Here is an 18,527-nt window from a genome sequence, read left to right as displayed (position 1 = left end):
GGGGGGGAAAGAATGGCGGAAAGAACTCAATATAAGTTTGGGTTACGAAAAAAATTAGTTATCTTTATCACAGTCCTTGCTTTAATCACTTATTCAACCTCGGCATTTTTTATTTTCGTGGTCCATCCAATGTTTTTTAAAAACATGAGTTCGATAAGTTTTAGTGTCGGGACACTGCTATTAGGCATATTGTGGTCTGGAATTCTTGCGTTTTTTGCAGCCAGTCTTATTACTAAACCCCTGCAAAGATTAGAAAAAGTGGCGTTAAGTACGGCCCAGGGAAGTATTAACGAAGAAGTAGTTTTATCTAAGACGGATGATGAGATTCGATCATTAGGCACAGCTTTTAACCATATGCTTTTTAACCTGCGGGAAATGGTGCAAAGTATTGAAGAAAATTTCCAAGAGACCAATAACAAGGTCATCCATATTTCTCAAGAATCCTCAAAAGCATCTGAACAGGCAGAAAACATTGCTAGAACCATTGAGGAAATATCCAAAGGTGCTGATACCTCGGCTGTTTCCATCATGAATACGGCTGAATCTATTGATGATGTCATCATGATTGCCCAACAGGTTCAAAATAAAGCGAAGGCATCTGTTGTTATATCCAGTGAAATGGCTGCAGAGCTTTCTCAGAGTAAAGAAGTAGTTAATTCCTTAGTTTTCGGCATTAAACAATTGGCTGAAGAAAACCAACAGTCCCTAAAAACAGTCAAGCGTTTAGAGGGAAATGCGAAAAAGGTAGAACAAATCATTGAGCTTGTCGGCGATATTGCAGCACAAACGAACCTGCTTGCATTGAATGCCTCCATTGAAGCTGCACGAGCAGGAGAAAATGGGAAAGGATTTGCTGTTGTGGCGGAAGAAGTCCGTCTGTTAGCTGATGAGAGCGCTAAAGCTGTTCAAGGCATTTCAAGTTTGATTCAAAATATTCAGGTTGAGGTACAGGCTGTTGTTAAACAAATTGGCGAACAGGTCATCTTGGCAAATAAAGAAGCCCAAAAAGGTACTAATACGGATATAGCGATAGAAGGAATGACAAAAACAGTACATAATGTTGTCGCTGCGGTAAAAGATATTACTGAGCTTGTTGATCGTCAAATGGAAAGTGTTGAAGAAACATCAAGGCAGTCTCAAGAAGTGGCTGCTATTGCAGAAGAAACATCTGCTGGAGCGGAAGAAGTAACGGCTACGACTCATGAACAAGCAAAGGTTATGGAAAACGTAAAAAAATTGGCTATGGAGCTTAAAGAGCAAGCAGAAAAATTGAAACAGACCATTACACGCTTTCATACTTAAATTTTTACAGGAAACCAGTGTAGGTTTCCTGTTTCTATATGGGCGGAAACCTATAGCTTCACTTTATCTTTTCACAATTTTGTGACACAATAAAATCAAATAAAAACAGCTAGAGGAGGATTTTGATGAAAGTTGCAATTGCATCGGATCATGGTGGTATTCAAATCCGTGAAGAAATAAAGAATTTAATGAATGAGTTAAATATTCCATTTGAGGATTTTGGCTGTGAATGTAGTACATCCGTGGATTATCCGGATTATGCTTTGCCAGTTGCCGAAAAAGTAGCGCAGGGTGAGTTTGATCGTGGAATACTAATATGCGGTACAGGTATTGGAATGAGCATTGCAGCGAATAAGGTTAAAGGGATACGTTGTGCATTGGTTCATGATGTGTATAGTGCGAAATTGACTCGTCAGCATAATGACAGCAATATGTTGGCGATGGGGGAACGTGTAATTGGTCCTGGGCTTGCCAGGGAAATTGCCCAAACATGGTTGACATCAGAATTTGAAGGCGGCCGTCATGAAAACAGGATTGGTAAGATAGCGGAGTATGAAGGAAAACACTCCTAATTTAAATCACTAGAATGCCCTTCTTAAGCGATAAGATGTGCAGATTTAGAACAAGGACAAGGGGTCTTCTCTTCATCTAAGGTCTAATCATCAGTAAGTTTTCTTTAAATGAAAGGATGCGTATTTCATGACAAATGATACTACATTTTCAGATGAGCTTGAGATATGGAAAAATCAGTTTCGAATACTGTTACATGAGTTTCAAGAAGAGGCAGCTCTAAAAGAAAAACAGCTATTGGTAATTGGCTGCAGTACAAGTGAAGTGATTGGAAAACGAATCGGCACAGACGGAACAATTGATGTTGCGGGAATGATCTTTGCTGTAATGGAGGATTTCCAAAGAAAAACGGGAATTCAGGTTGCTTATCAATGTTGTGAACACTTAAATAGGGCTCTCGTTTTACCGAGAGAGACCGCAGTTCGAAGAGATTATGAAGAAGTGTCAGTTGTCCCTGTAAGAACGGCAGGAGGGTCGATGGCAACCTATGCCTATCAACAATGGAAAGATGCTATCGTCGTTGAGCATATCAAGGCAGAAGCGGGGATAGACATCGGTGATACTTTCATCGGTATGCATTTAAAACATGTAGCTGTCCCTGTTCGAGTCTCCATTAAAGAAATTGGTCATGCACATGTGACTATGGCTAAAACCCGCCCAAAACTAGTTGGCGGAGAGCGGGCTGTATATCAGGATACTACAGTAAACAAGAGTTGTACTTAATAGAAAATTAGGCAGCATTTCTCAGATGAGGGATGCTGTTTTTGTATGGAGACTATTAAATAAAAGAAAAATGTAAAGAACAAGAAGAATCTTTAACGATTTTTTTGTATAGTACCAATAGAATGGTTAGTGAAGAAAAAACGGTATCCCCCCTCATTGGAAAGCTTTTTTACTAATAAAATTCAGGTAGGAAGAGCTATTTACCTTAAATAAGATGTGAAATGCGAACGTTTTTAAATGAAAAAACAATGAACGTTCGATAAAAATAGACTATCACTTCTAAAATAGACATGTTAAAATGGAGTAGAATTTTCAAATAATTATCGATAAGGCTTTTTCATGTCTTTTTGAAGTCATGTTGTAAATAATGTAAAAAGCGAATAACGCACAATTTGAGGAGGAATTACGGAATGAATCGTTTAGCAAAGCAAGATGAGCAAGTGTTTAACGCAATTCAACTGGAATTAGGGCGTCAAAGAAGTAAGATTGAGCTTATTGCTTCTGAGAACTTCGTGAGTGAAGCTGTCATGGAAGCTCAAGGATCGGTTCTAACTAATAAGTATGCAGAAGGATATCCGGGTAAACGTTACTACGGTGGGTGTGAGTATGTCGACATCGTTGAAGATTTAGCACGTGACCGTGCAAAAGAGATTTTCGGTGGCGAGTATGTAAACGTACAACCACACTCCGGAGCTCAAGCTAATATGGCGGTTTACTTTACCGTTCTTCAAACTGGCGACACAGTGTTAGGAATGAACCTGTCCCACGGCGGTCATTTAACACATGGAAGCCCGGTTAACTTCAGTGGTGTTAACTACAACTTTGTTGAATATGGTGTAGACGAAAAAGATCACCGTATCGATTACAACGATGTTTTGGAAAAAGCACGTCAGCACAAGCCTAAACTGATCGTAGCAGGGGCTAGTGCATATCCACGTGAAATTGATTTCAAACGCTTCCGTGAGATTGCAGATGAAGTCGGAGCTTATTTAATGGTTGATATGGCTCATATCGCAGGTTTAGTTGCTGCAGGATTGCATCAAAGTCCAGTTCCTTATGCAGACTTTGTAACGACAACTACTCATAAAACGCTTCGCGGACCACGCGGCGGTATGATTATTTGTAAAGAAGAGTTCGGTAAGAAAATTGATAAATCAATCTTCCCTGGAATTCAAGGTGGGCCATTAATGCATGTAATTTCTGCTAAAGCTGTAGCATTCGGCGAAGCGCTTCAAGATGATTTTAAAGCTTATGCACAACAAATTATCGACAATGCTAAACGTTTGGGCGAAGGTTTGAAAAAAGAAGGCTTTACCCTTGTTTCTGATGGAACAGATAATCACTTAATTCTTCTTGATGTACGTTCTACAGGACTAACAGGAAAAATTGCAGAACATGTACTAGATGAAATCGGTATTACGGTTAACAAAAATGCGATTCCGTATGATCCGGAAAAACCATTCGTTACAAGTGGTATACGTATTGGAACAGCGGCAGTAACATCTCGTGGCTTTGGATTAGAAGACATGGATGAAATCGCTGCAATCATCGGACTTGTTTTGAAAAATAATGAAGATGAAGCTAAACTTGAAGAAGCAAAACAGCGTGTTGAAGCATTAACAAGCAAGTTTGAATTATATCCTTCATTGTAATAACGGAGCTGCTTCCTTTCTAGGGAAGCGGCTTTTGTGTGCTTAAATAGATAGACACAGAGAAGAGTGTGTTTTGAAGAGTCGGAATAGTGAAAATAGGTCTGACATCTAAACCTTTATTGAAGATTGAACCTTTTTTCTGTAAAATAGGTTGAAGTGAATTTTAAAAGATACGAAAATTTTTCTAAACGAATAGGGAAATTATAAAAAGAGCAAAATTAAGCAATAGAATTGGAGAGATGCTAAATGGGAAAAGTTTATGTTTTCGATCACCCGTTAATTCAACACAAATTAGCCTATATACGTGATATAAATACAGGAACAAAAGAATTCCGCGAACTAGTAGATGAAGTTGCGTCATTAATGGCATTTGAAATTACAAGAGACATGCCGCTTGAAGAAGTGGAAATCCAAACACCAGTCAGCAAAGCGAAAGTAAAAATGCTTTCTGGTAAAAAAGTTGGTATCGTTCCAATTTTACGTGCTGGTATTGGAATGGTAGATGGAATTATTAAATTGATTCCTGCTGCAAAGGTAGGTCATGTCGGTCTTTACCGTGATCCAGAAACATTAAAACCGGTTGAATATTATGCGAAAATGCCAAGTGATTTGGCAGAAAGAGAATGCATTGTTGTTGACCCAATGTTAGCGACAGGCGGTTCTGCTATTGAAGCTATCAATTCTATTAAAAAGCGCGGTGCAGTTAACATCAAATTCATGTGCCTAATTGCAGCCCCAGAAGGCGTAGAAGCATTAAAAGAAGCGCATCCTGATGTGGATATTTATATTGCAGGGCTTGACGAAAAACTGAATGAACATGGCTACATCGTTCCAGGTCTAGGAGACGCGGGAGATCGTTTATTCGGCACAAAATAATAGAAAGAAACTGAGGTGTCACGATTGAACCAACCGATTAAGGTCATGACGATTTTTGGAACGAGACCAGAAGCTGTCAAAATGGCGCCCTTAGTACTCGAATTTCAAAAACACCCAGAATATTTCAAACCGATCGTTGCTGTTACGGCTCAGCATCGACAAATGTTAGATCAAGTTCTCGACTTATTTTCCATTCAACCCGATTATGATTTGAATATAATGAAGGAAAGGCAAACGCTTGCTGATATTACAACAAGAGCATTAAGTGGTCTGGATTCTATAATGAAGGAAGCTAAACCTGACATTGTTCTTGTTCATGGTGATACAACTACAACCTTTGTAGCCAGTTTAGCTGCTTTTTATAATCAAATCGTCATTGGACATGTGGAAGCAGGGCTGCGCACATGGAATAAGTATTCCCCCTATCCGGAAGAGATGAATCGACAGCTTACCGGAACTATGACAGACTTACATTTTGCGCCGACCTCAAAAGCGGAAGAGAATTTGCTGAATGAAAACAAGAAAGAAAACATATTCGTGACGGGAAATACGGCAACCGATGCCTTAAAAACGACAGTACGCTCCACGTATTCTCATCCAGTTTTGAATAAATTGGAAGATGACCGGCTCATTTTACTTACAGCTCATCGCAGGGAAAACCTAGGGGAGCCTATGAGGAATATCTTTAGGGCTGTCAAAAAAATCGTTGCAGATCATGACGATGTTCAGGTGGTTTATCCTGTCCATTTAAATCCCGCTGTTCAAGAGCTAGCAAACGAGATTCTCGGTGATAATCCGCGTGTCCATTTAATCGAACCGATGGACGTATTGGATTTTCATAACTTTGCATCAAGAGCCTATTTGATTTTGACTGACTCCGGAGGCATCCAGGAAGAGGCACCATCACTTGGTGTACCTGTTCTTGTTTTACGAGATACGACTGAACGCCCGGAGGGGATTGCAGCAGGCACCTTAAGACTGGCGGGTACGGATGAACAGACCATTTTTAAAATGGCGCATGAATTGCTAACCAATCATGAAGAACACAAAAAAATGGCTAAGGCCTCTAATCCATATGGGGACGGAAATGCTTCAGCCCGAATTGCTGAAGCCGTACGTTACTATTTTAAGCAAGTCAGTGTACCGCCAACAAGATTTGAACCATAAAAAAGGAAAAGCCAATTGGCTTTTCCTTTTTTATTTGCATACTCCAAGGTAGTTGAGAAAAGATAACTGCTAAGGGGATGATTATGTTGAGAAAGATATCTTTTATATTGTCTGTTTTCCTTTTAATATTTTTTTTCTCAAATGAAAAAGTATTAGCCTCTGTCATTCTGCCGCCATTACCAAAGTTATCTGAATCTAAGAAAGTAACGGTTGTTGTCACGATGGAAAACCCGATTTCACAAGAAAAGATTAATAAGCTGCTTGAAAAGTATCCATCCCTTCATTTACGAAATATTTATACGGTTGCCCTTGATGGATTTTCTGTATATGGGAAAAAGAATGAAATTGAACAACTTAAGAAGGAGAGTGCGATTCAAGCTGTTACTGAAGTATCTATGTATCATGCCTTGCTAGATGAAAGTGTCCCTTTCATTGGAGGAGACAGGGTGAGGAGTTTCTTTGATAAAAAGAATCACCGGATAACCGGGAAAGGAGTAAAAGTAGGGATTATCGATACAGGGATTGATTATACACATCCAGATTTACAGCGTAATTATAAAGGAGGAAAAGATTTAGTTGATAGTGATGAAGACCCGATGGAAACGAAGAACATGGGAGGTTTAGATACAATACATGGAACCCATGTTGCGGGTATTATTGCAGCTAATGGAAAAATGATGGGCGTCGCTCCAGAAGCAGAGATTTATGCATATCGGGCATTGGGGCCAGGAGGTGCAGGAGATACTGAGCAAGTCTTGACGGCTATTGAGTCAGCAATGAAAGATAAGGTAGATGTTTTAAACCTTTCTCTTGGGAACAATGTCAATGGCCCGGATTTACCTATTTCGCTAGCTTTAAATAAAGCGGTGGAAAGCGGAATCGTTGCTGTCACATCAAACGGTAATTCTGGGCCGGCTGTTTGGACTGTGGGTTCGCCTGGGACAGCAGAAAAAGCGATTTCGGTAGGAGCGTCAACTCCTCCGTTGAAGGTTCCATATATGGTTTACGGACTTGGGTCAAAAAAGTATCAATCTTATTTGACTCTATTTCAAGACTCTAAGAAGTGGAACTTAACTTTTTCGGAGGAAGTAATTTATGGAAATATCGGAAATGAAAATGAGCTAAAACATGTTAAAGATAAAATCGTGTTACTTGAGCGTGGCACACTTACCTTTCAGGAGAAAGTATCCAATGCTGAAAAGGCAGGAGCGAAAGCGGTAATTATATATAACAATACGAGCGGAACCTTTACCGGAAGCTTAGAAAAAGAGATGAACATACCAGTTGCTTCTATTAATAGAAGAGATGGATTACGACTTAAGAAATTTGTGGATCAAAAAAAACACGAAAAAGTTCATTTTGTATATAAGAAGGAGCAAGATAGACTGGCTGATTTTAGCTCGAGGGGACCGGTAACGGTATCTTGGGGGATTAAGCCAGACGTGTTAGCGCCTGGAGTTGAGATTGAAAGCACCATTCCTAAGGGATATATGTCCTTAGCTGGCACAAGTATGTCTGCCCCGCATGTTGCAGGTGCGTGCGCTTTAATTTTACAAAAGCATCCGGAGTGGACTCCTGATCAAGTAAAGTCAGCCTTGATGAGTACTTCTAAGCCATTAAGTAAAACGGCACATCAACTGTATCACACATATGAACAGGGAGCTGGCCGCATCCAGGTTGCTGAAGCATTAAAAGCAGACACACTGCTGTATCCAAGTTCTTTGTCATTTGGAATGTATACAAAAAAAGAAGGAATTGAAGAGCATCATGAACCGATTGTCCTTGAAAATACAGGAAAGAAGATTAGGAGGTACTCTTTTATTGTCCCATTAAAAGAGAAGGGACTCATTTGGGATTTGCCGAAATCGATTACTTTAAATCCAAGTGAAAAGAAAGCAATCGATGTGGGACTTCAAGTAAACCCGTCCGAACTCAAGAAGGGGGTTTATGATGGGTACCTAATTATAATGGAAGGAAGTAAAAAAATTTCACTCCCTTATTTATACGTTAAAGAAGAACCGGATTATCCAAGAGTAATGGGGTTTGAATTCGGCCAAGGCGACCAGGCCGGCACTTATCGATACGAGATGTATCTACCTCGAGGAGCTGAAGAATTCGGGATTGCTCTTTATGACGCAGACACCTTAAAATTTGCCGGATATATGGATTGGTCGAAACCAGCACCCTCAGGTTTGACCAAAAAAAATATATTTAGAAAAGACTTGCCGCCTAAAGGCGTATATAAAGCAATAATATTTGCAAGAAGGAATGGAAGGGAAGATCGGATAGAAAAGACGTTACTTATTGAGTGAAGAAATGACAATAAGTAAAATAAAACGTATGTCAATAGTATTAAAAAGATAATTTGTGAACAATTCGTTAATAATTACAAACCTGTGACAAATTTCACTAACCACTCATTGACATTGATTCTTGCCTATTGTATGCTAACTAAGGATGTAAAATGAGAGGGTTTTCAGGAGCCCAACATGCAGATTTTTACAGCATGAAATGTTTTCTATCCTCCACCAAATTTCAACCGCGAGGATGCAACTTTCGTCAAATAAATTGCCGTCTATTAATGGCTATGACTTTGATGTCAGCGATTCTTTCTCAAATAGTCGGATCAGTTTTGATCGGTATCTTCTTTTTAGAAAGATGATTTGACAGAACCCTTGATTCGAACCGCTGCTATTAGTAATTGGCCTTCTTTGTGGACTTGCATTAGGTTTACAAGCAATGCTCCATTCAGTTCGAAAATATTTCTCAGGAGATTAAATGAAAAATGCCAGAAATGAAAATCATGTTCAACAGGCAGAGTAAATATATAATTTTTCTTCTGGCGGTTTATGTTGTTGGATGGGGACTTACGAGTTATCAAGCCGTTTTTGCTGGGCTTATACTGGGTACGAGTTTGAGTTTATACAATTTATGGCTGATTAATCAGAAAATGAAAAAATTCAGTCAGGCGCTTGATGAGGGAAAGAAAACTAAATCTCTTGGAACGATGACACGAATGGCATCCGCAGGTCTAGCGGTACTCATTGCATTGGAATTTCCGGAGCATTTTCATCTGATTAGTGTTGTATGGGGATTAATGACAGCTTATATCGTCATTTTTATAGATTTTTTCATCCAATTAATACGTCGATAGCGGGGAAGAGAGGTGAATATAGTTGAATCATGGAGCACCCTTACACGATTTTATGGGTCTAACCTTTAACTTAAGTAATGTCCTAATGATAACAATTGCGAGTCTTGTTGTGTTCTTACTTGCTGTTCTTGGTACACGTAAGCTGGCAATGAAGCCAACTGGTATGCAGAATTTCATGGAATGGATTATGGATTTTGTTAAGGGTATTATTAATAGTAACATGGACTGGAGAACAGGTGGTCAGTTTCAACTGCTTGGTATGACTTTGCTAATGTACATTTTTGTGTCCAATATGCTCGGTCTTCCATTTGCAATTAGTTACGATGGTGTGCTTTGGTGGAAATCACCAACAGCCGACCCAGTTATCACATTGACTCTTGCAGTCATGGTTTTAGGTTTAACGCATTACTATGCTATAAAAATGAAAGGCGCCAAGGGTTACTTTAAAGCTTACAAAAACCCAATGACACTAGTAGAGGAATTTACAAATTCCTTGACACTTGGTCTGCGTCTATATGGTAATATTTATGCTGGTGAAGTTTTGCTAGGCTTATTAGCAGGGACGTTAGCATTTAGTGGACCTGCCGGATTTATTGGTGCAATTGTGCCTACATTAGTATGGCAAGGCTATAGTATTTTCGTCGGTAGTATACAAGCGTTTATCTTTGTTACGTTAACAATGGTTTATCTGTCTCATAAAGTCAGTGACGACCATTAATTATAAGTTCATTTAGAACTAAAAAAATAAAATTTTGATACAATTTAAGGAGGATATTTATAATGACAGGTTCAGTAGGTCTTCTTGCAGCAGCAATTGCAATTGGTTTAGCAGCACTAGGTGCAGGTATTGGTAATGGTCTTATCGTTTCAAGAACAGTAGAAGGTATCGCTCGTCAACCAGAAGCTCGCGGTATGCTTCAAACAACAATGTTCATCGGTGTAGGTTTAGTTGAAGCGATGCCTATCATCGCGGTAGTAATTGCGTTTATGGTATATGGTGGTTAATAGAACCTTTAAAAAGTTCAAAAATGGCGAAGTTCGTTCCATGTGAACCTTCGCCTTTCCTTTATGTCCACAATCCTGTTTTAATACAGTTTAAGAGCATAATTTTCTAAAAGTTCATAAAAATGAACGCTTTAAGAAGTGAAACTCGTGAAGGGAGTGAACCAAGCGTGTTAACAAGCAGCTTTGTACTTGGGTCAACTGTAGACGGCTTTAATGGCGGAGACATGTTATTCCAATTAGTAATGTTTATCATTTTGTTAGCGTTGCTGAAGAAATTTGCATGGGGTCCTCTAATGGGCATCATGACTCAACGTGAAGAACATGTTGCAAATGAAATTCAAGCAGCGGAAGCTAGCAGACAAGAAGCACTTAAATATTTAGAAGAACAACGTGAAATCGTAAAACAATCTCGCACTGAAGCGGGACAACTTATAGAAAACGCAAAACTTCAAGGTGAAGCGCAGCGTGAAGATATCGTGAATCAAGCACGTCTTGAAGCTGAACGTGTTAAAGAATCAGCGAAGCGTGAAATTGTACAGGAAAAAGAAAAAGCTATTACAGCACTACGCGAGCAAGTGGCATCTTTATCCGTACTTATTGCTTCTAAAGTAATTGAAAAAGAACTATCTGAAGCTGATCAAGAGCAATTGATTAATGACTACATTCAAGAGGCAGGAGAAGGGAAATGAGCGATATAACAGTAGCAAAGCGTTATGCCGTTGCCCTTTTCCAAATTGCGAAAGAGCAAAATCTCATTAACCAACTTGAAGAAGAGCTTCGCATAGTGAATGAAGTTTTTACAAATGATAATGAGCTATTAAGCTTCTTAGCTCATCCTAAAATGACTAAAGATGCAAAAAGTGCTTTGATTGCAAATGCATTTGCAAGCCTTTCTTCTTCCGTTCAAAACACAGTAATGTTAATGGTAGAGCGTCATCGTACAGATGAAGTGACTGCTATGGCACAAGAGTTTATTGAACTTGCGAATGAAGAAAACTCAGTTGCGGATGCAACTGTCTATACAGTTCGTCCATTGACTGAATCAGAAATGGAAGCTGTGTCTTCATCTTTTGCTGCAAAAATCGGTAAAAGAAATTTACGCATTACTAATATTACGGATACCAATATTCTTGGCGGCATCAAACTTCAAATCGGTAACCGCATATATGACGGAACGATTAGCGGTAAGCTTGGTCGTCTTAGCAAACAACTATTAGGTTAATATTCACAGATAGGGGTGAAATTCATGAGCATCAAAGCTGAAGAAATCAGTGCGCTGATTAAAAAGCAGATTGAAAACTATCAGTCGGAAATTAAAGTAAGCGATGTAGGTACAGTTATCACTGTTGGTGATGGTATCGCACGCGTTCATGGTTTAGATAATGCAATGTCTGGGGAGCTCTTAGAATTTTCCAATGGTTCAATGGGTTTAGCACAAAACCTTGAGCAAAATAACGTAGGTGTTGTTATTCTTGGACCTTTCAGAGACATTCAAGAAGGCAGTGAAGTACGCCGTACAGGAAGAATCATGGAAGTTCCAGTTGGAGAAGAATTAATCGGACGTGTTGTAAATCCGCTTGGACAGCCATTAGATGGTCTTGGCCCAATCGCTACAACAAAAACTCGTCCAATCGAAAGCCCTGCTACAGGTGTTATGGACCGTAAATCTGTTCATGAACCATTACAAACAGGGATTAAAGCTATCGATGCTCTAGTTCCAATCGGACGTGGACAACGTGAGTTAATCATTGGCGACCGTCAAACTGGTAAAACATCAGTTGCGATCGATACAATCCTTAACCAAGCTGACCAAAACATGATCTGTATTTATGTTGCTATTGGCCAAAAAGAATCAACAGTTCGTGGAACAGTTGAAACACTACGTAAAAATGGTGCATTAGATTACACAATCGTTGTATCTGCATCAGCTTCTCAACCAGCACCACTTTTATACCTAGCTCCATATGCTGGTGTGACTATGGGTGAAGAGTTTATGTTTGCTGGCAAGCACGTTTTAGTGGTTTATGATGATCTTTCTAAACAAGCATCAGCATACCGTGAACTTTCCTTGCTGCTTCGCCGTCCTCCAGGTCGTGAAGCTTTCCCTGGGGATGTATTCTACTTGCACTCCCGCTTACTTGAGCGTGCAGCTAAATTGAATGACACTTTAGGTGCTGGTTCAATCACTGCGCTTCCATTTGTTGAAACACAAGCAGGCGATATCTCTGCTTACATTCCAACAAACGTTATTTCCATCACAGATGGACAAATCTTCTTACAATCTGATTTGTTCTTCTCAGGTGTACGTCCTGCGATTAACGCTGGTCTTTCCGTATCCCGTGTTGGTGGATCTGCACAAATTAAAGCGATGAAAAAAGTTGCTGGTACATTACGTCTAGACTTAGCTTCTTATCGTGAATTGGAAGCATTCTCTCAATTCGGTTCTGATCTTGATGCTGCTACACAAGCAAAACTTAACCGTGGTGCTCGTACAGTTGAAGTTCTTAAGCAAGATCTAAACAAACCAATTAAAGTTGAAAAACAAGTCATGATTTTCTATGCATTAACTAAAGGTCATTTAGATGATATTCCAGTATCGGATATCCTTCGTTTTGAAGAAGAATACTATGTGTTCCTAGATCGTTCTCATCCAGAATTATTAGATCACATTCGCACAACTAAAGGTCTTCCTGAAGACGCTGCTATCGTTGCTGCAATTAACGAGTTCAAAAAGAATTTCGTTATTTCTGAATAATAAGGTCTAACTAATTTATAAAGGGTGGTGAGAATGAATGGCCTCTTTACGCGATATTAAGTCTCGGATTACTTCAACGAAAAAGACGAGTCAAATTACAAAAGCGATGCAGATGGTATCTGCTTCTAAAATGAACCGTGCAGAAGCGAATGCTAAAGCATATGTTCCATATATGGAAAAAATTCAAGAAGTAGTATCAAGTATTGCGAACGGAAGTACGGATGCATCTCATCCAATGCTTGTCTCACGTCCAGTAAAGAAAACCGGTTACCTGGTAATCACATCGGACCGAGGATTGGCAGGAGCCTACAACAGTAGTATCCTACGCCACGTTCATAAAACTATTCTTGAACGCCATAAATCCAATGATGAGTTCGTCATTATCGCAATCGGAAGGGTTGGCCGTGATTTCTTTGTCAGCCGTAATATGCACGTAGAGCTTGAAGTAATTGGTGTTCCTGATCAGCCGTCTTTCGCTGACATTAGCTCCCTTGCTAAATCAACAGTGAATTTGTATCTAAATGAACTGTGTGATGAGCTTTATATGTACTATAACCATTATGTCAGCCCAATCCAGCAGGATGTAACGGAAAAGCAAGTCCTTCCGTTAGCTGACTTTAATACTTCCAATGCAGCATTGACTTCTTATGAATTTGAACCTAATGCAGAAGAAATTCTTGAGGTATTACTACCTCAGTACGCAGAAAGTTTAATTTATGGTGCTTTGTTAGATGGTAAAGCAAGTGAGCACTCTGCACGTATGACTGCAATGAAAAATGCAACCGATAATGCAAAAGAATTGATCGATTCACTTTCATTGCAATATAACCGTGCACGTCAGGCCGCAATTACTCAAGAAATCACGGAAATTGTCGGCGGTGCAGCAGCTTTAGAATAAAATCATTAAAGGGGCGGCCGGCCCGGACGATATGCTGGCCGTTCCATAAATTTGATAGTCGTTATAAGCAACGTTAGGAGGGAAAACGATGAATATAGGACGCGTTACTCAAGTTATGGGTCCGGTTGTTGACGTGAAATTCGAAGACGGACAACTTCCTAAGATCTATAACGCGTTAAGAATCGAAAATACAGCGTCTGGTACAGGACTAACTCTTGAAGTAGCCCTTCAACTAGGTGATAATACAGTTCGTACTGTAGCAATGTCTTCCACGGATGGTTTAACTCGTGGTGCAGAGACTGTTGATACAGGAGCTCCAATTTCCGTTCCTGTAGGTGAAGTAACTCTAGGTCGCGTTTTCAACGTATTAGGGGAAAATATTGACCTATTTGAACCACTTACAGCAGAAGTACGTCGTGATCCAATTCACAGACAAGCACCAACTTTTGAGGACTTATCAACATCAGTTGAAATTCTTGAAACTGGTATTAAAGTAGTAGATTTACTTGCACCTTACATCAAAGGTGGTAAAATCGGTCTCTTCGGTGGTGCCGGTGTTGGTAAAACTGTACTTATCCAAGAACTTATTAATAACATCGCACAAGAGCACGGCGGTATCTCAGTATTCGCTGGTGTAGGTGAGCGTACTCGTGAAGGAAATGACCTTTTCTACGAGATGACTGATTCTGGTGTTATTAAGAAAACAGCTATGGTATTCGGACAAATGAACGAGCCACCAGGTGCACGTATGCGTGTAGCTTTAAGTGGTTTGACAATGGCTGAATATTTCCGTGACGAACAAGGACAAGACGTTCTTTTCTTCATCGATAACATCTTCCGTTTCACTCAAGCAGGTTCAGAGGTTTCTGCCCTTCTAGGCCGTATGCCTTCAGCGGTAGGTTACCAACCAACCCTTGCTACAGAAATGGGTCAATTACAAGAACGTATCACATCAACTAATAAAGGTTCTGTTACATCTATTCAAGCGATCTATGTACCTGCCGATGACTATACGGATCCGGCTCCAGCTACAACTTTCGCTCACTTAGATGCAACAACTAACCTTGAGCGTAAACTTTCTGAAATGGGTATCTACCCAGCAGTTGATCCATTGGCTTCTTCTTCTCGTGCTCTTAGCCCAGAAGTCGTTGGAGCTGAGCACTATAAAGTAGCTCGTCAAGTTCAATCAACTTTACAGAAATATAAAGAACTTCAAGATATTATTGCGATCTTGGGTATGGACGAGTTAAGCGAAGACGAAAAAGTAATCGTTGCTCGTGCCCGTAGAATTCAAAACTTCTTGTCACAAAACTTCCACGTGGCTGAACAATTCACTGGTCAAAAAGGATCTTATGTACCAGTTAAAGAAACAGTCCAAGGATTCAAAGATATCCTAGCTGGAAAATACGACGAACTTCCTGAAGATGCTTTCCGTCTAGTTGGTCGCATCGAAGAAGTTATTGCTAAAGCAAAAGAAATGGCTTAATTAAAGGGACCTAGGAGGGAATGAAATGAAGACCATTAAAGTCAATGTTGTTACTCCCGATGGCCCAGTATATGATGCAGAAGTTGAAATGGTAAGCACTAAAGCTAAAAGTGGTGAGCTGGGAATTATGGCTGGACACGTTCCAACTGTAGCTCCTCTTACCATCGGTGCTGTCCGTCTTAAAAATGGAAGCAACACAGACTATGTAGCTGTAAACGGTGGCTTCTTAGAAGTTCGCCCTGATGTGGTAACCATTTTAGCTCAATCTGCTGAAAGAGCTGAAACTATCGATCTTGCACGCGCTCAAGCAGCAAAAGCACGTGCGGAACAAAGATTGCAGAACAATGATGGATCAAATGATGCCAAAAGAGCTGATTTATCGCTTAAACGTGCTATCAATCGGATTCAAATTGCAGAAATGCGATAATTTTATATAATCAAAACACCAGGACTTTCTAATTGCAGAGAGTCCTGGTGTTTTTTATTTTAGGCATGCAATCTAAACTGCCTTTAAAAGAGCTTATTATCATACAAACTCATAATTTCTGCATTTGAACGTCGAAATATGAAAAAATCTGCTGAAAGTTCATAAAAAATATCGAATTATAGTGTAAAGTATTTTCCATATTAACCCTTACTTCATCGACATACTAATTTCTGGATGATATAATGTATACGCTTACATTTATTACTTCTTGCCCCCTCGTTGTCACGTTACTTCTAAAAAATTGTAGCACTGCATAAATATTTAAAACAAGATTCCAATAAAAAAGAAGACAAGCAAGTTAAAAATACACCTATTAAACATGATTTCTCTATAAAGGGAGATGGACATGGGACAGCTGCATATTTACCAAAATAACTATTTAATTGTATTTGTTTTTCTTAGTCTTGGCATTTTACTACCTTTAGTCGCATTATTTCTTGGAAGACTGCTTAGACCATACAAACCGAATGATATGAAATACACGACTTATGAAAGTGGGATCGAGCCTTTTCAGGATTCAAGAGTTCAGTTCAATGTCAGGTATTATTTATTTGGCTTGATGTTCGTCATTTTTGATGTAGAAACTGTTTTCCTTTACCCATGGGCAGTAGCTTACGACGAGCTGGGGCTGTTTGCGCTAATTGAAATGTTATTTTTTGTCCTTATCCTTTTATTAGGACTAATCTACGCTTGGAAAAAGAAGGTGTTAAAGTGGAATTAAAATTAGACGACCTTACTCCTGCAGAAATGGAAGAATTGCGTCACAGTATTTTTTTATCCACACTTGAACAAGTAAAGGCCTGGGCAAGAAGTAATTCCCTATGGCCAATGACTTTTGGTTTAGCATGCTGTGCGATTGAAATGATGGGAGTGGGTTCCTCTCATTATGATTTGGACCGTTTTGGTTCTTTTTTCCGGACATCACCTAGACAATCGGATGTCATGATTGTTTCTGGCACTGTAACGAAAAAAATGGCTCCGATAATAAGGAGATTGTACGACCAAATGCCAGAGCCGAAATGGGTTATTGCTATGGGGTCTTGTGCAACTGCAGGAGGACCATATGTGCGATCATATTCGGTTGTCAAAGGGGTAGATCAAATAGTACCTGTTGATGTTTATATCCCTGGGTGCCCCCCAAACCCAGCAGCACTTATTTATGGTATTAATAAATTAAAAGAAAAAATCCGTTACGAAGCGAAAACTGGAAAGCGGGTGATATAGATGAGTGAAGAGCAGGATTTAGCGCAACAAAAGAAAGAGGCAGCTGCAAAGGCAAAAGCAGTTGCTTTAGCCCGAAGGCAGTCAAAAGAAAGTGTTACAGGAGAACCGGAAGGAAATATGGATGTAGCGAAACAAAAAGCCGCCGCAGCTGCAAAGGCAAAAGCAGTTGCTTTAGCCCGAAGGCAGTCAAAAGAAAGTGTTACAGGAGAACCGGAAGGAAATATGGATGTAGCGAAACAAAAAGCCGCCGCAGCTGCAAAGGCAAAAGCAGTTGCTTTAGCCCGAAGGCAGTCAAAAGAAAGTGTTACAGGAGAACCGGAAGGAAATATGGATGTAGCGAAACAAAAAGCCGCCGCAGCTGCAAAGGCAAAAGCCGCCGCTCTCGCCCGAAAACAATCAAAAGAAAGTGGAATAGAAGAATCGGAAGGAAATATGGATGTAGCGAAACAAAAAGCCGCCGCAGCTGCAAAGGCAAAAGCCGCCGCTCTCGCCCGAAAACAATCAAAAGAAAGTGGAATAGAAGAATCGGAAAGAAGTATGGATGTAGCGAAACAAAAAGCCGCCGCTGCTGCAAAGGCAAAAGCTGCTGCTCTCGCCAAAAGAAAGGAATTAGTGGGCAAAGAAGAGGATCCAGAAAAAGCAAAGGCTAAGGCCATTGCTGCTGCAAAAGCGAAAGCAGCCGCGGCTGCAAAGACCAGGGCTAGAGTAGAGGAGAGTACAGAAGTTCACACCCCAGATGAACCTTCACCAAACCAATCAATACTCGATCAAATTGTTCAGGCTATTGAAAGGAATTTGGGACAAGGTGCTCTAACAGATTACTATATTAATAACCTATCAAAAGATGTCCCCACATTAGTTGCTAAACCAGATACATATTTTCAAATAGCTAAAATTTTACGATATGATGAACAGTTGAACTTTCACTATTTATCAGAACTGCATGGAACAGATTTTGAAACTCATATGGAAATCTATGTTCACCTATATTCATTTAATACGAATCATTCGGCTGCCTTGAAAGTGAAGCTGGATAGGGATTCTCCAGTTGTTCCTTCATTAGTCCCTTTATGGTCGGGGGCAAATTGGCCTGAATGTGAGGCCTACGATTTACTCGGTATCCTCTTTCAGGGACACCCTGATTTAAAGCGGATTTTACTTGGTGAGGATTGGATTGGGTATCCTCTTCGAAAAGATTATCAGCCTTATGATGTGGAGGTGTAACCCA

Annotated in this window: 19 protein-coding genes and 1 pseudogene; all 20 read left to right on the top strand. The window is 39.9% G+C overall.

Annotated elements, in window-relative coordinates:
• The first annotated feature begins 12 nt into the window (after positions 1-12).
• The 20 genes and pseudogenes from RE409_RS26620 to RE409_RS26525 all read left to right on the top strand — a co-directional run bounded on the left by RE409_RS26620 (position 13) and on the right by RE409_RS26525 (position 18,523).
• Complete coding sequence (locus tag RE409_RS26620; RefSeq protein ID WP_309558305.1) at positions 13-1,302, top strand: methyl-accepting chemotaxis protein; 1,290 nt, start codon at positions 13-15, stop codon at positions 1,300-1,302.
• A 125-nt stretch (positions 1,303-1,427) separates the two neighbouring features.
• The gene (gene rpiB / locus RE409_RS26615; protein WP_053348478.1) at positions 1,428-1,874 is read left to right on the top strand and encodes a ribose 5-phosphate isomerase B; all 447 of its coding nucleotides are present in this window, start codon (positions 1,428-1,430) and stop codon (positions 1,872-1,874) included.
• Positions 1,875-2,001: 127 nt separating this feature from the next.
• Positions 2,002-2,595, top strand: coding sequence for a TIGR01440 family protein (locus tag RE409_RS26610; protein WP_201254102.1), 594 nt, complete (start codon positions 2,002-2,004; stop codon positions 2,593-2,595).
• 410 nt (positions 2,596-3,005) lie between these two features.
• A complete protein-coding gene (gene glyA, locus RE409_RS26605) occupies positions 3,006-4,247 on the top strand; it encodes a serine hydroxymethyltransferase (RefSeq protein WP_053348480.1) in 1,242 nt (413 codons plus the stop codon).
• Positions 4,248-4,493: 246 nt separating this feature from the next.
• Complete coding sequence (upp, locus tag RE409_RS26600; RefSeq protein ID WP_053348481.1) at positions 4,494-5,123, top strand: uracil phosphoribosyltransferase; 630 nt, start codon at positions 4,494-4,496, stop codon at positions 5,121-5,123.
• Positions 5,124-5,168: 45 nt separating this feature from the next.
• The gene (wecB, locus tag RE409_RS26595) at positions 5,169-6,290 is read left to right on the top strand and encodes a non-hydrolyzing UDP-N-acetylglucosamine 2-epimerase (protein ID WP_201254669.1); all 1,122 of its coding nucleotides are present in this window, start codon (positions 5,169-5,171) and stop codon (positions 6,288-6,290) included.
• An 83-nt stretch (positions 6,291-6,373) separates the two neighbouring features.
• Positions 6,374-8,602 (top strand): S8 family serine peptidase, encoded by a 2,229-nt coding sequence (locus RE409_RS26590; RefSeq protein WP_309558304.1) that lies wholly within the window; start codon positions 6,374-6,376, stop codon positions 8,600-8,602.
• Positions 8,603-8,877: 275 nt separating this feature from the next.
• Positions 8,878-9,068: pseudogene (locus tag RE409_RS26585) on the top strand (hypothetical protein).
• A gap of 7 nt (positions 9,069-9,075) precedes the next feature.
• Positions 9,076-9,444 (top strand): ATP synthase subunit I, encoded by a 369-nt coding sequence (locus tag RE409_RS26580; RefSeq protein WP_048685860.1) that lies wholly within the window; start codon positions 9,076-9,078, stop codon positions 9,442-9,444.
• Between the two features lie 22 nt (positions 9,445-9,466).
• Positions 9,467-10,162 carry a F0F1 ATP synthase subunit A gene (gene atpB, locus RE409_RS26575; RefSeq protein WP_201250234.1) on the top strand — a complete coding sequence of 232 codons (696 nt, stop codon included), beginning with the start codon at positions 9,467-9,469 and terminating at the stop codon, positions 10,160-10,162.
• Positions 10,163-10,224: 62 nt separating this feature from the next.
• Complete coding sequence (atpE, locus tag RE409_RS26570; RefSeq protein ID WP_048685857.1) at positions 10,225-10,449, top strand: F0F1 ATP synthase subunit C; 225 nt, start codon at positions 10,225-10,227, stop codon at positions 10,447-10,449.
• A 167-nt stretch (positions 10,450-10,616) separates the two neighbouring features.
• Positions 10,617-11,138, top strand: a complete 522-nt coding sequence (gene atpF / locus RE409_RS26565) for a F0F1 ATP synthase subunit B (RefSeq protein ID WP_201250932.1) — start codon at positions 10,617-10,619, stop codon at positions 11,136-11,138.
• On the top strand, positions 11,135-11,671 hold the full coding sequence (locus RE409_RS26560) for a F0F1 ATP synthase subunit delta (RefSeq protein ID WP_053348484.1): 537 nt from the start codon (positions 11,135-11,137) through the stop codon (positions 11,669-11,671). The genes atpF and RE409_RS26560 overlap by 4 nt, the downstream gene beginning before the upstream one ends.
• 24 nt (positions 11,672-11,695) lie before the next feature.
• The gene (atpA, locus tag RE409_RS26555; protein ID WP_053348485.1) at positions 11,696-13,204 is read left to right on the top strand and encodes a F0F1 ATP synthase subunit alpha; all 1,509 of its coding nucleotides are present in this window, start codon (positions 11,696-11,698) and stop codon (positions 13,202-13,204) included.
• A gap of 37 nt (positions 13,205-13,241) precedes the next feature.
• On the top strand, positions 13,242-14,102 hold the full coding sequence (locus tag RE409_RS26550; protein ID WP_201187476.1) for a F0F1 ATP synthase subunit gamma: 861 nt from the start codon (positions 13,242-13,244) through the stop codon (positions 14,100-14,102).
• An 88-nt stretch (positions 14,103-14,190) separates the two neighbouring features.
• Positions 14,191-15,588, top strand: coding sequence for a F0F1 ATP synthase subunit beta (atpD, locus tag RE409_RS26545; protein ID WP_201187474.1), 1,398 nt, complete (start codon positions 14,191-14,193; stop codon positions 15,586-15,588).
• A gap of 25 nt (positions 15,589-15,613) precedes the next feature.
• Positions 15,614-16,015, top strand: a complete 402-nt coding sequence (locus RE409_RS26540; RefSeq protein ID WP_201187472.1) for a F0F1 ATP synthase subunit epsilon — start codon at positions 15,614-15,616, stop codon at positions 16,013-16,015.
• A 406-nt stretch (positions 16,016-16,421) separates the two neighbouring features.
• On the top strand, positions 16,422-16,796 hold the full coding sequence (locus RE409_RS26535) for an NADH-quinone oxidoreductase subunit A (protein ID WP_201187470.1): 375 nt from the start codon (positions 16,422-16,424) through the stop codon (positions 16,794-16,796).
• Positions 16,797-16,822: 26 nt separating this feature from the next.
• Complete coding sequence (locus RE409_RS26530) at positions 16,823-17,299, top strand: NuoB/complex I 20 kDa subunit family protein (protein WP_176527554.1); 477 nt, start codon at positions 16,823-16,825, stop codon at positions 17,297-17,299.
• Entirely contained in the window at positions 17,300-18,523 is a 1,224-nt protein-coding gene (locus tag RE409_RS26525) for an NADH-quinone oxidoreductase subunit C (RefSeq protein ID WP_309558303.1), read from the top strand.
• Positions 18,524-18,527: the final 4 nt, after the last annotated feature.

The sequence above is a fragment of the Peribacillus sp. R9-11 genome (assembly GCF_031345095.1).
Taxonomy (GTDB): domain Bacteria; phylum Bacillota; class Bacilli; order Bacillales; family DSM-1321; genus Peribacillus; species Peribacillus butanolivorans.
This window is presented reverse-complemented; position numbering and strand designations above follow the sequence as displayed.

What these genes read in the sequence shown, in the direction of transcription:
- RE409_RS26620 (WP_309558305.1), top strand. Translation starts at nt 13, where the DNA reads ATGGCGGAAAGAACTCAATATAAGTTTGGGTTACGAAAAAAATTAGTT.
- wecB (WP_201254669.1), top strand. Translation starts at nt 5,169, where the DNA reads ATGACGATTTTTGGAACGAGACCAGAAGCTGTCAAAATGGCGCCCTTA.
- rpiB (WP_053348478.1), top strand. Translation starts at nt 1,428, where the DNA reads ATGAAAGTTGCAATTGCATCGGATCATGGTGGTATTCAAATCCGTGAA.
- upp (WP_053348481.1), top strand. Translation starts at nt 4,494, where the DNA reads ATGGGAAAAGTTTATGTTTTCGATCACCCGTTAATTCAACACAAATTA.
- RE409_RS26560 (WP_053348484.1), top strand. Translation starts at nt 11,135, where the DNA reads ATGAGCGATATAACAGTAGCAAAGCGTTATGCCGTTGCCCTTTTCCAA.
- RE409_RS26530 (WP_176527554.1), top strand. Translation starts at nt 16,823, where the DNA reads ATGGAAGAATTGCGTCACAGTATTTTTTTATCCACACTTGAACAAGTA.
- RE409_RS26525 (WP_309558303.1), top strand. Translation starts at nt 17,300, where the DNA reads ATGAGTGAAGAGCAGGATTTAGCGCAACAAAAGAAAGAGGCAGCTGCA.
- atpE (WP_048685857.1), top strand. Translation starts at nt 10,225, where the DNA reads ATGACAGGTTCAGTAGGTCTTCTTGCAGCAGCAATTGCAATTGGTTTA.
- RE409_RS26610 (WP_201254102.1), top strand. Translation starts at nt 2,002, where the DNA reads ATGACAAATGATACTACATTTTCAGATGAGCTTGAGATATGGAAAAAT.
- atpD (WP_201187474.1), top strand. Translation starts at nt 14,191, where the DNA reads ATGAATATAGGACGCGTTACTCAAGTTATGGGTCCGGTTGTTGACGTG.
- RE409_RS26535 (WP_201187470.1), top strand. Translation starts at nt 16,422, where the DNA reads ATGGGACAGCTGCATATTTACCAAAATAACTATTTAATTGTATTTGTT.
- atpA (WP_053348485.1), top strand. Translation starts at nt 11,696, where the DNA reads ATGAGCATCAAAGCTGAAGAAATCAGTGCGCTGATTAAAAAGCAGATT.
- RE409_RS26580 (WP_048685860.1), top strand. Translation starts at nt 9,076, where the DNA reads ATGCCAGAAATGAAAATCATGTTCAACAGGCAGAGTAAATATATAATT.
- glyA (WP_053348480.1), top strand. Translation starts at nt 3,006, where the DNA reads ATGAATCGTTTAGCAAAGCAAGATGAGCAAGTGTTTAACGCAATTCAA.
- RE409_RS26550 (WP_201187476.1), top strand. Translation starts at nt 13,242, where the DNA reads ATGGCCTCTTTACGCGATATTAAGTCTCGGATTACTTCAACGAAAAAG.
- RE409_RS26540 (WP_201187472.1), top strand. Translation starts at nt 15,614, where the DNA reads ATGAAGACCATTAAAGTCAATGTTGTTACTCCCGATGGCCCAGTATAT.
- RE409_RS26590 (WP_309558304.1), top strand. Translation starts at nt 6,374, where the DNA reads ATGTTGAGAAAGATATCTTTTATATTGTCTGTTTTCCTTTTAATATTT.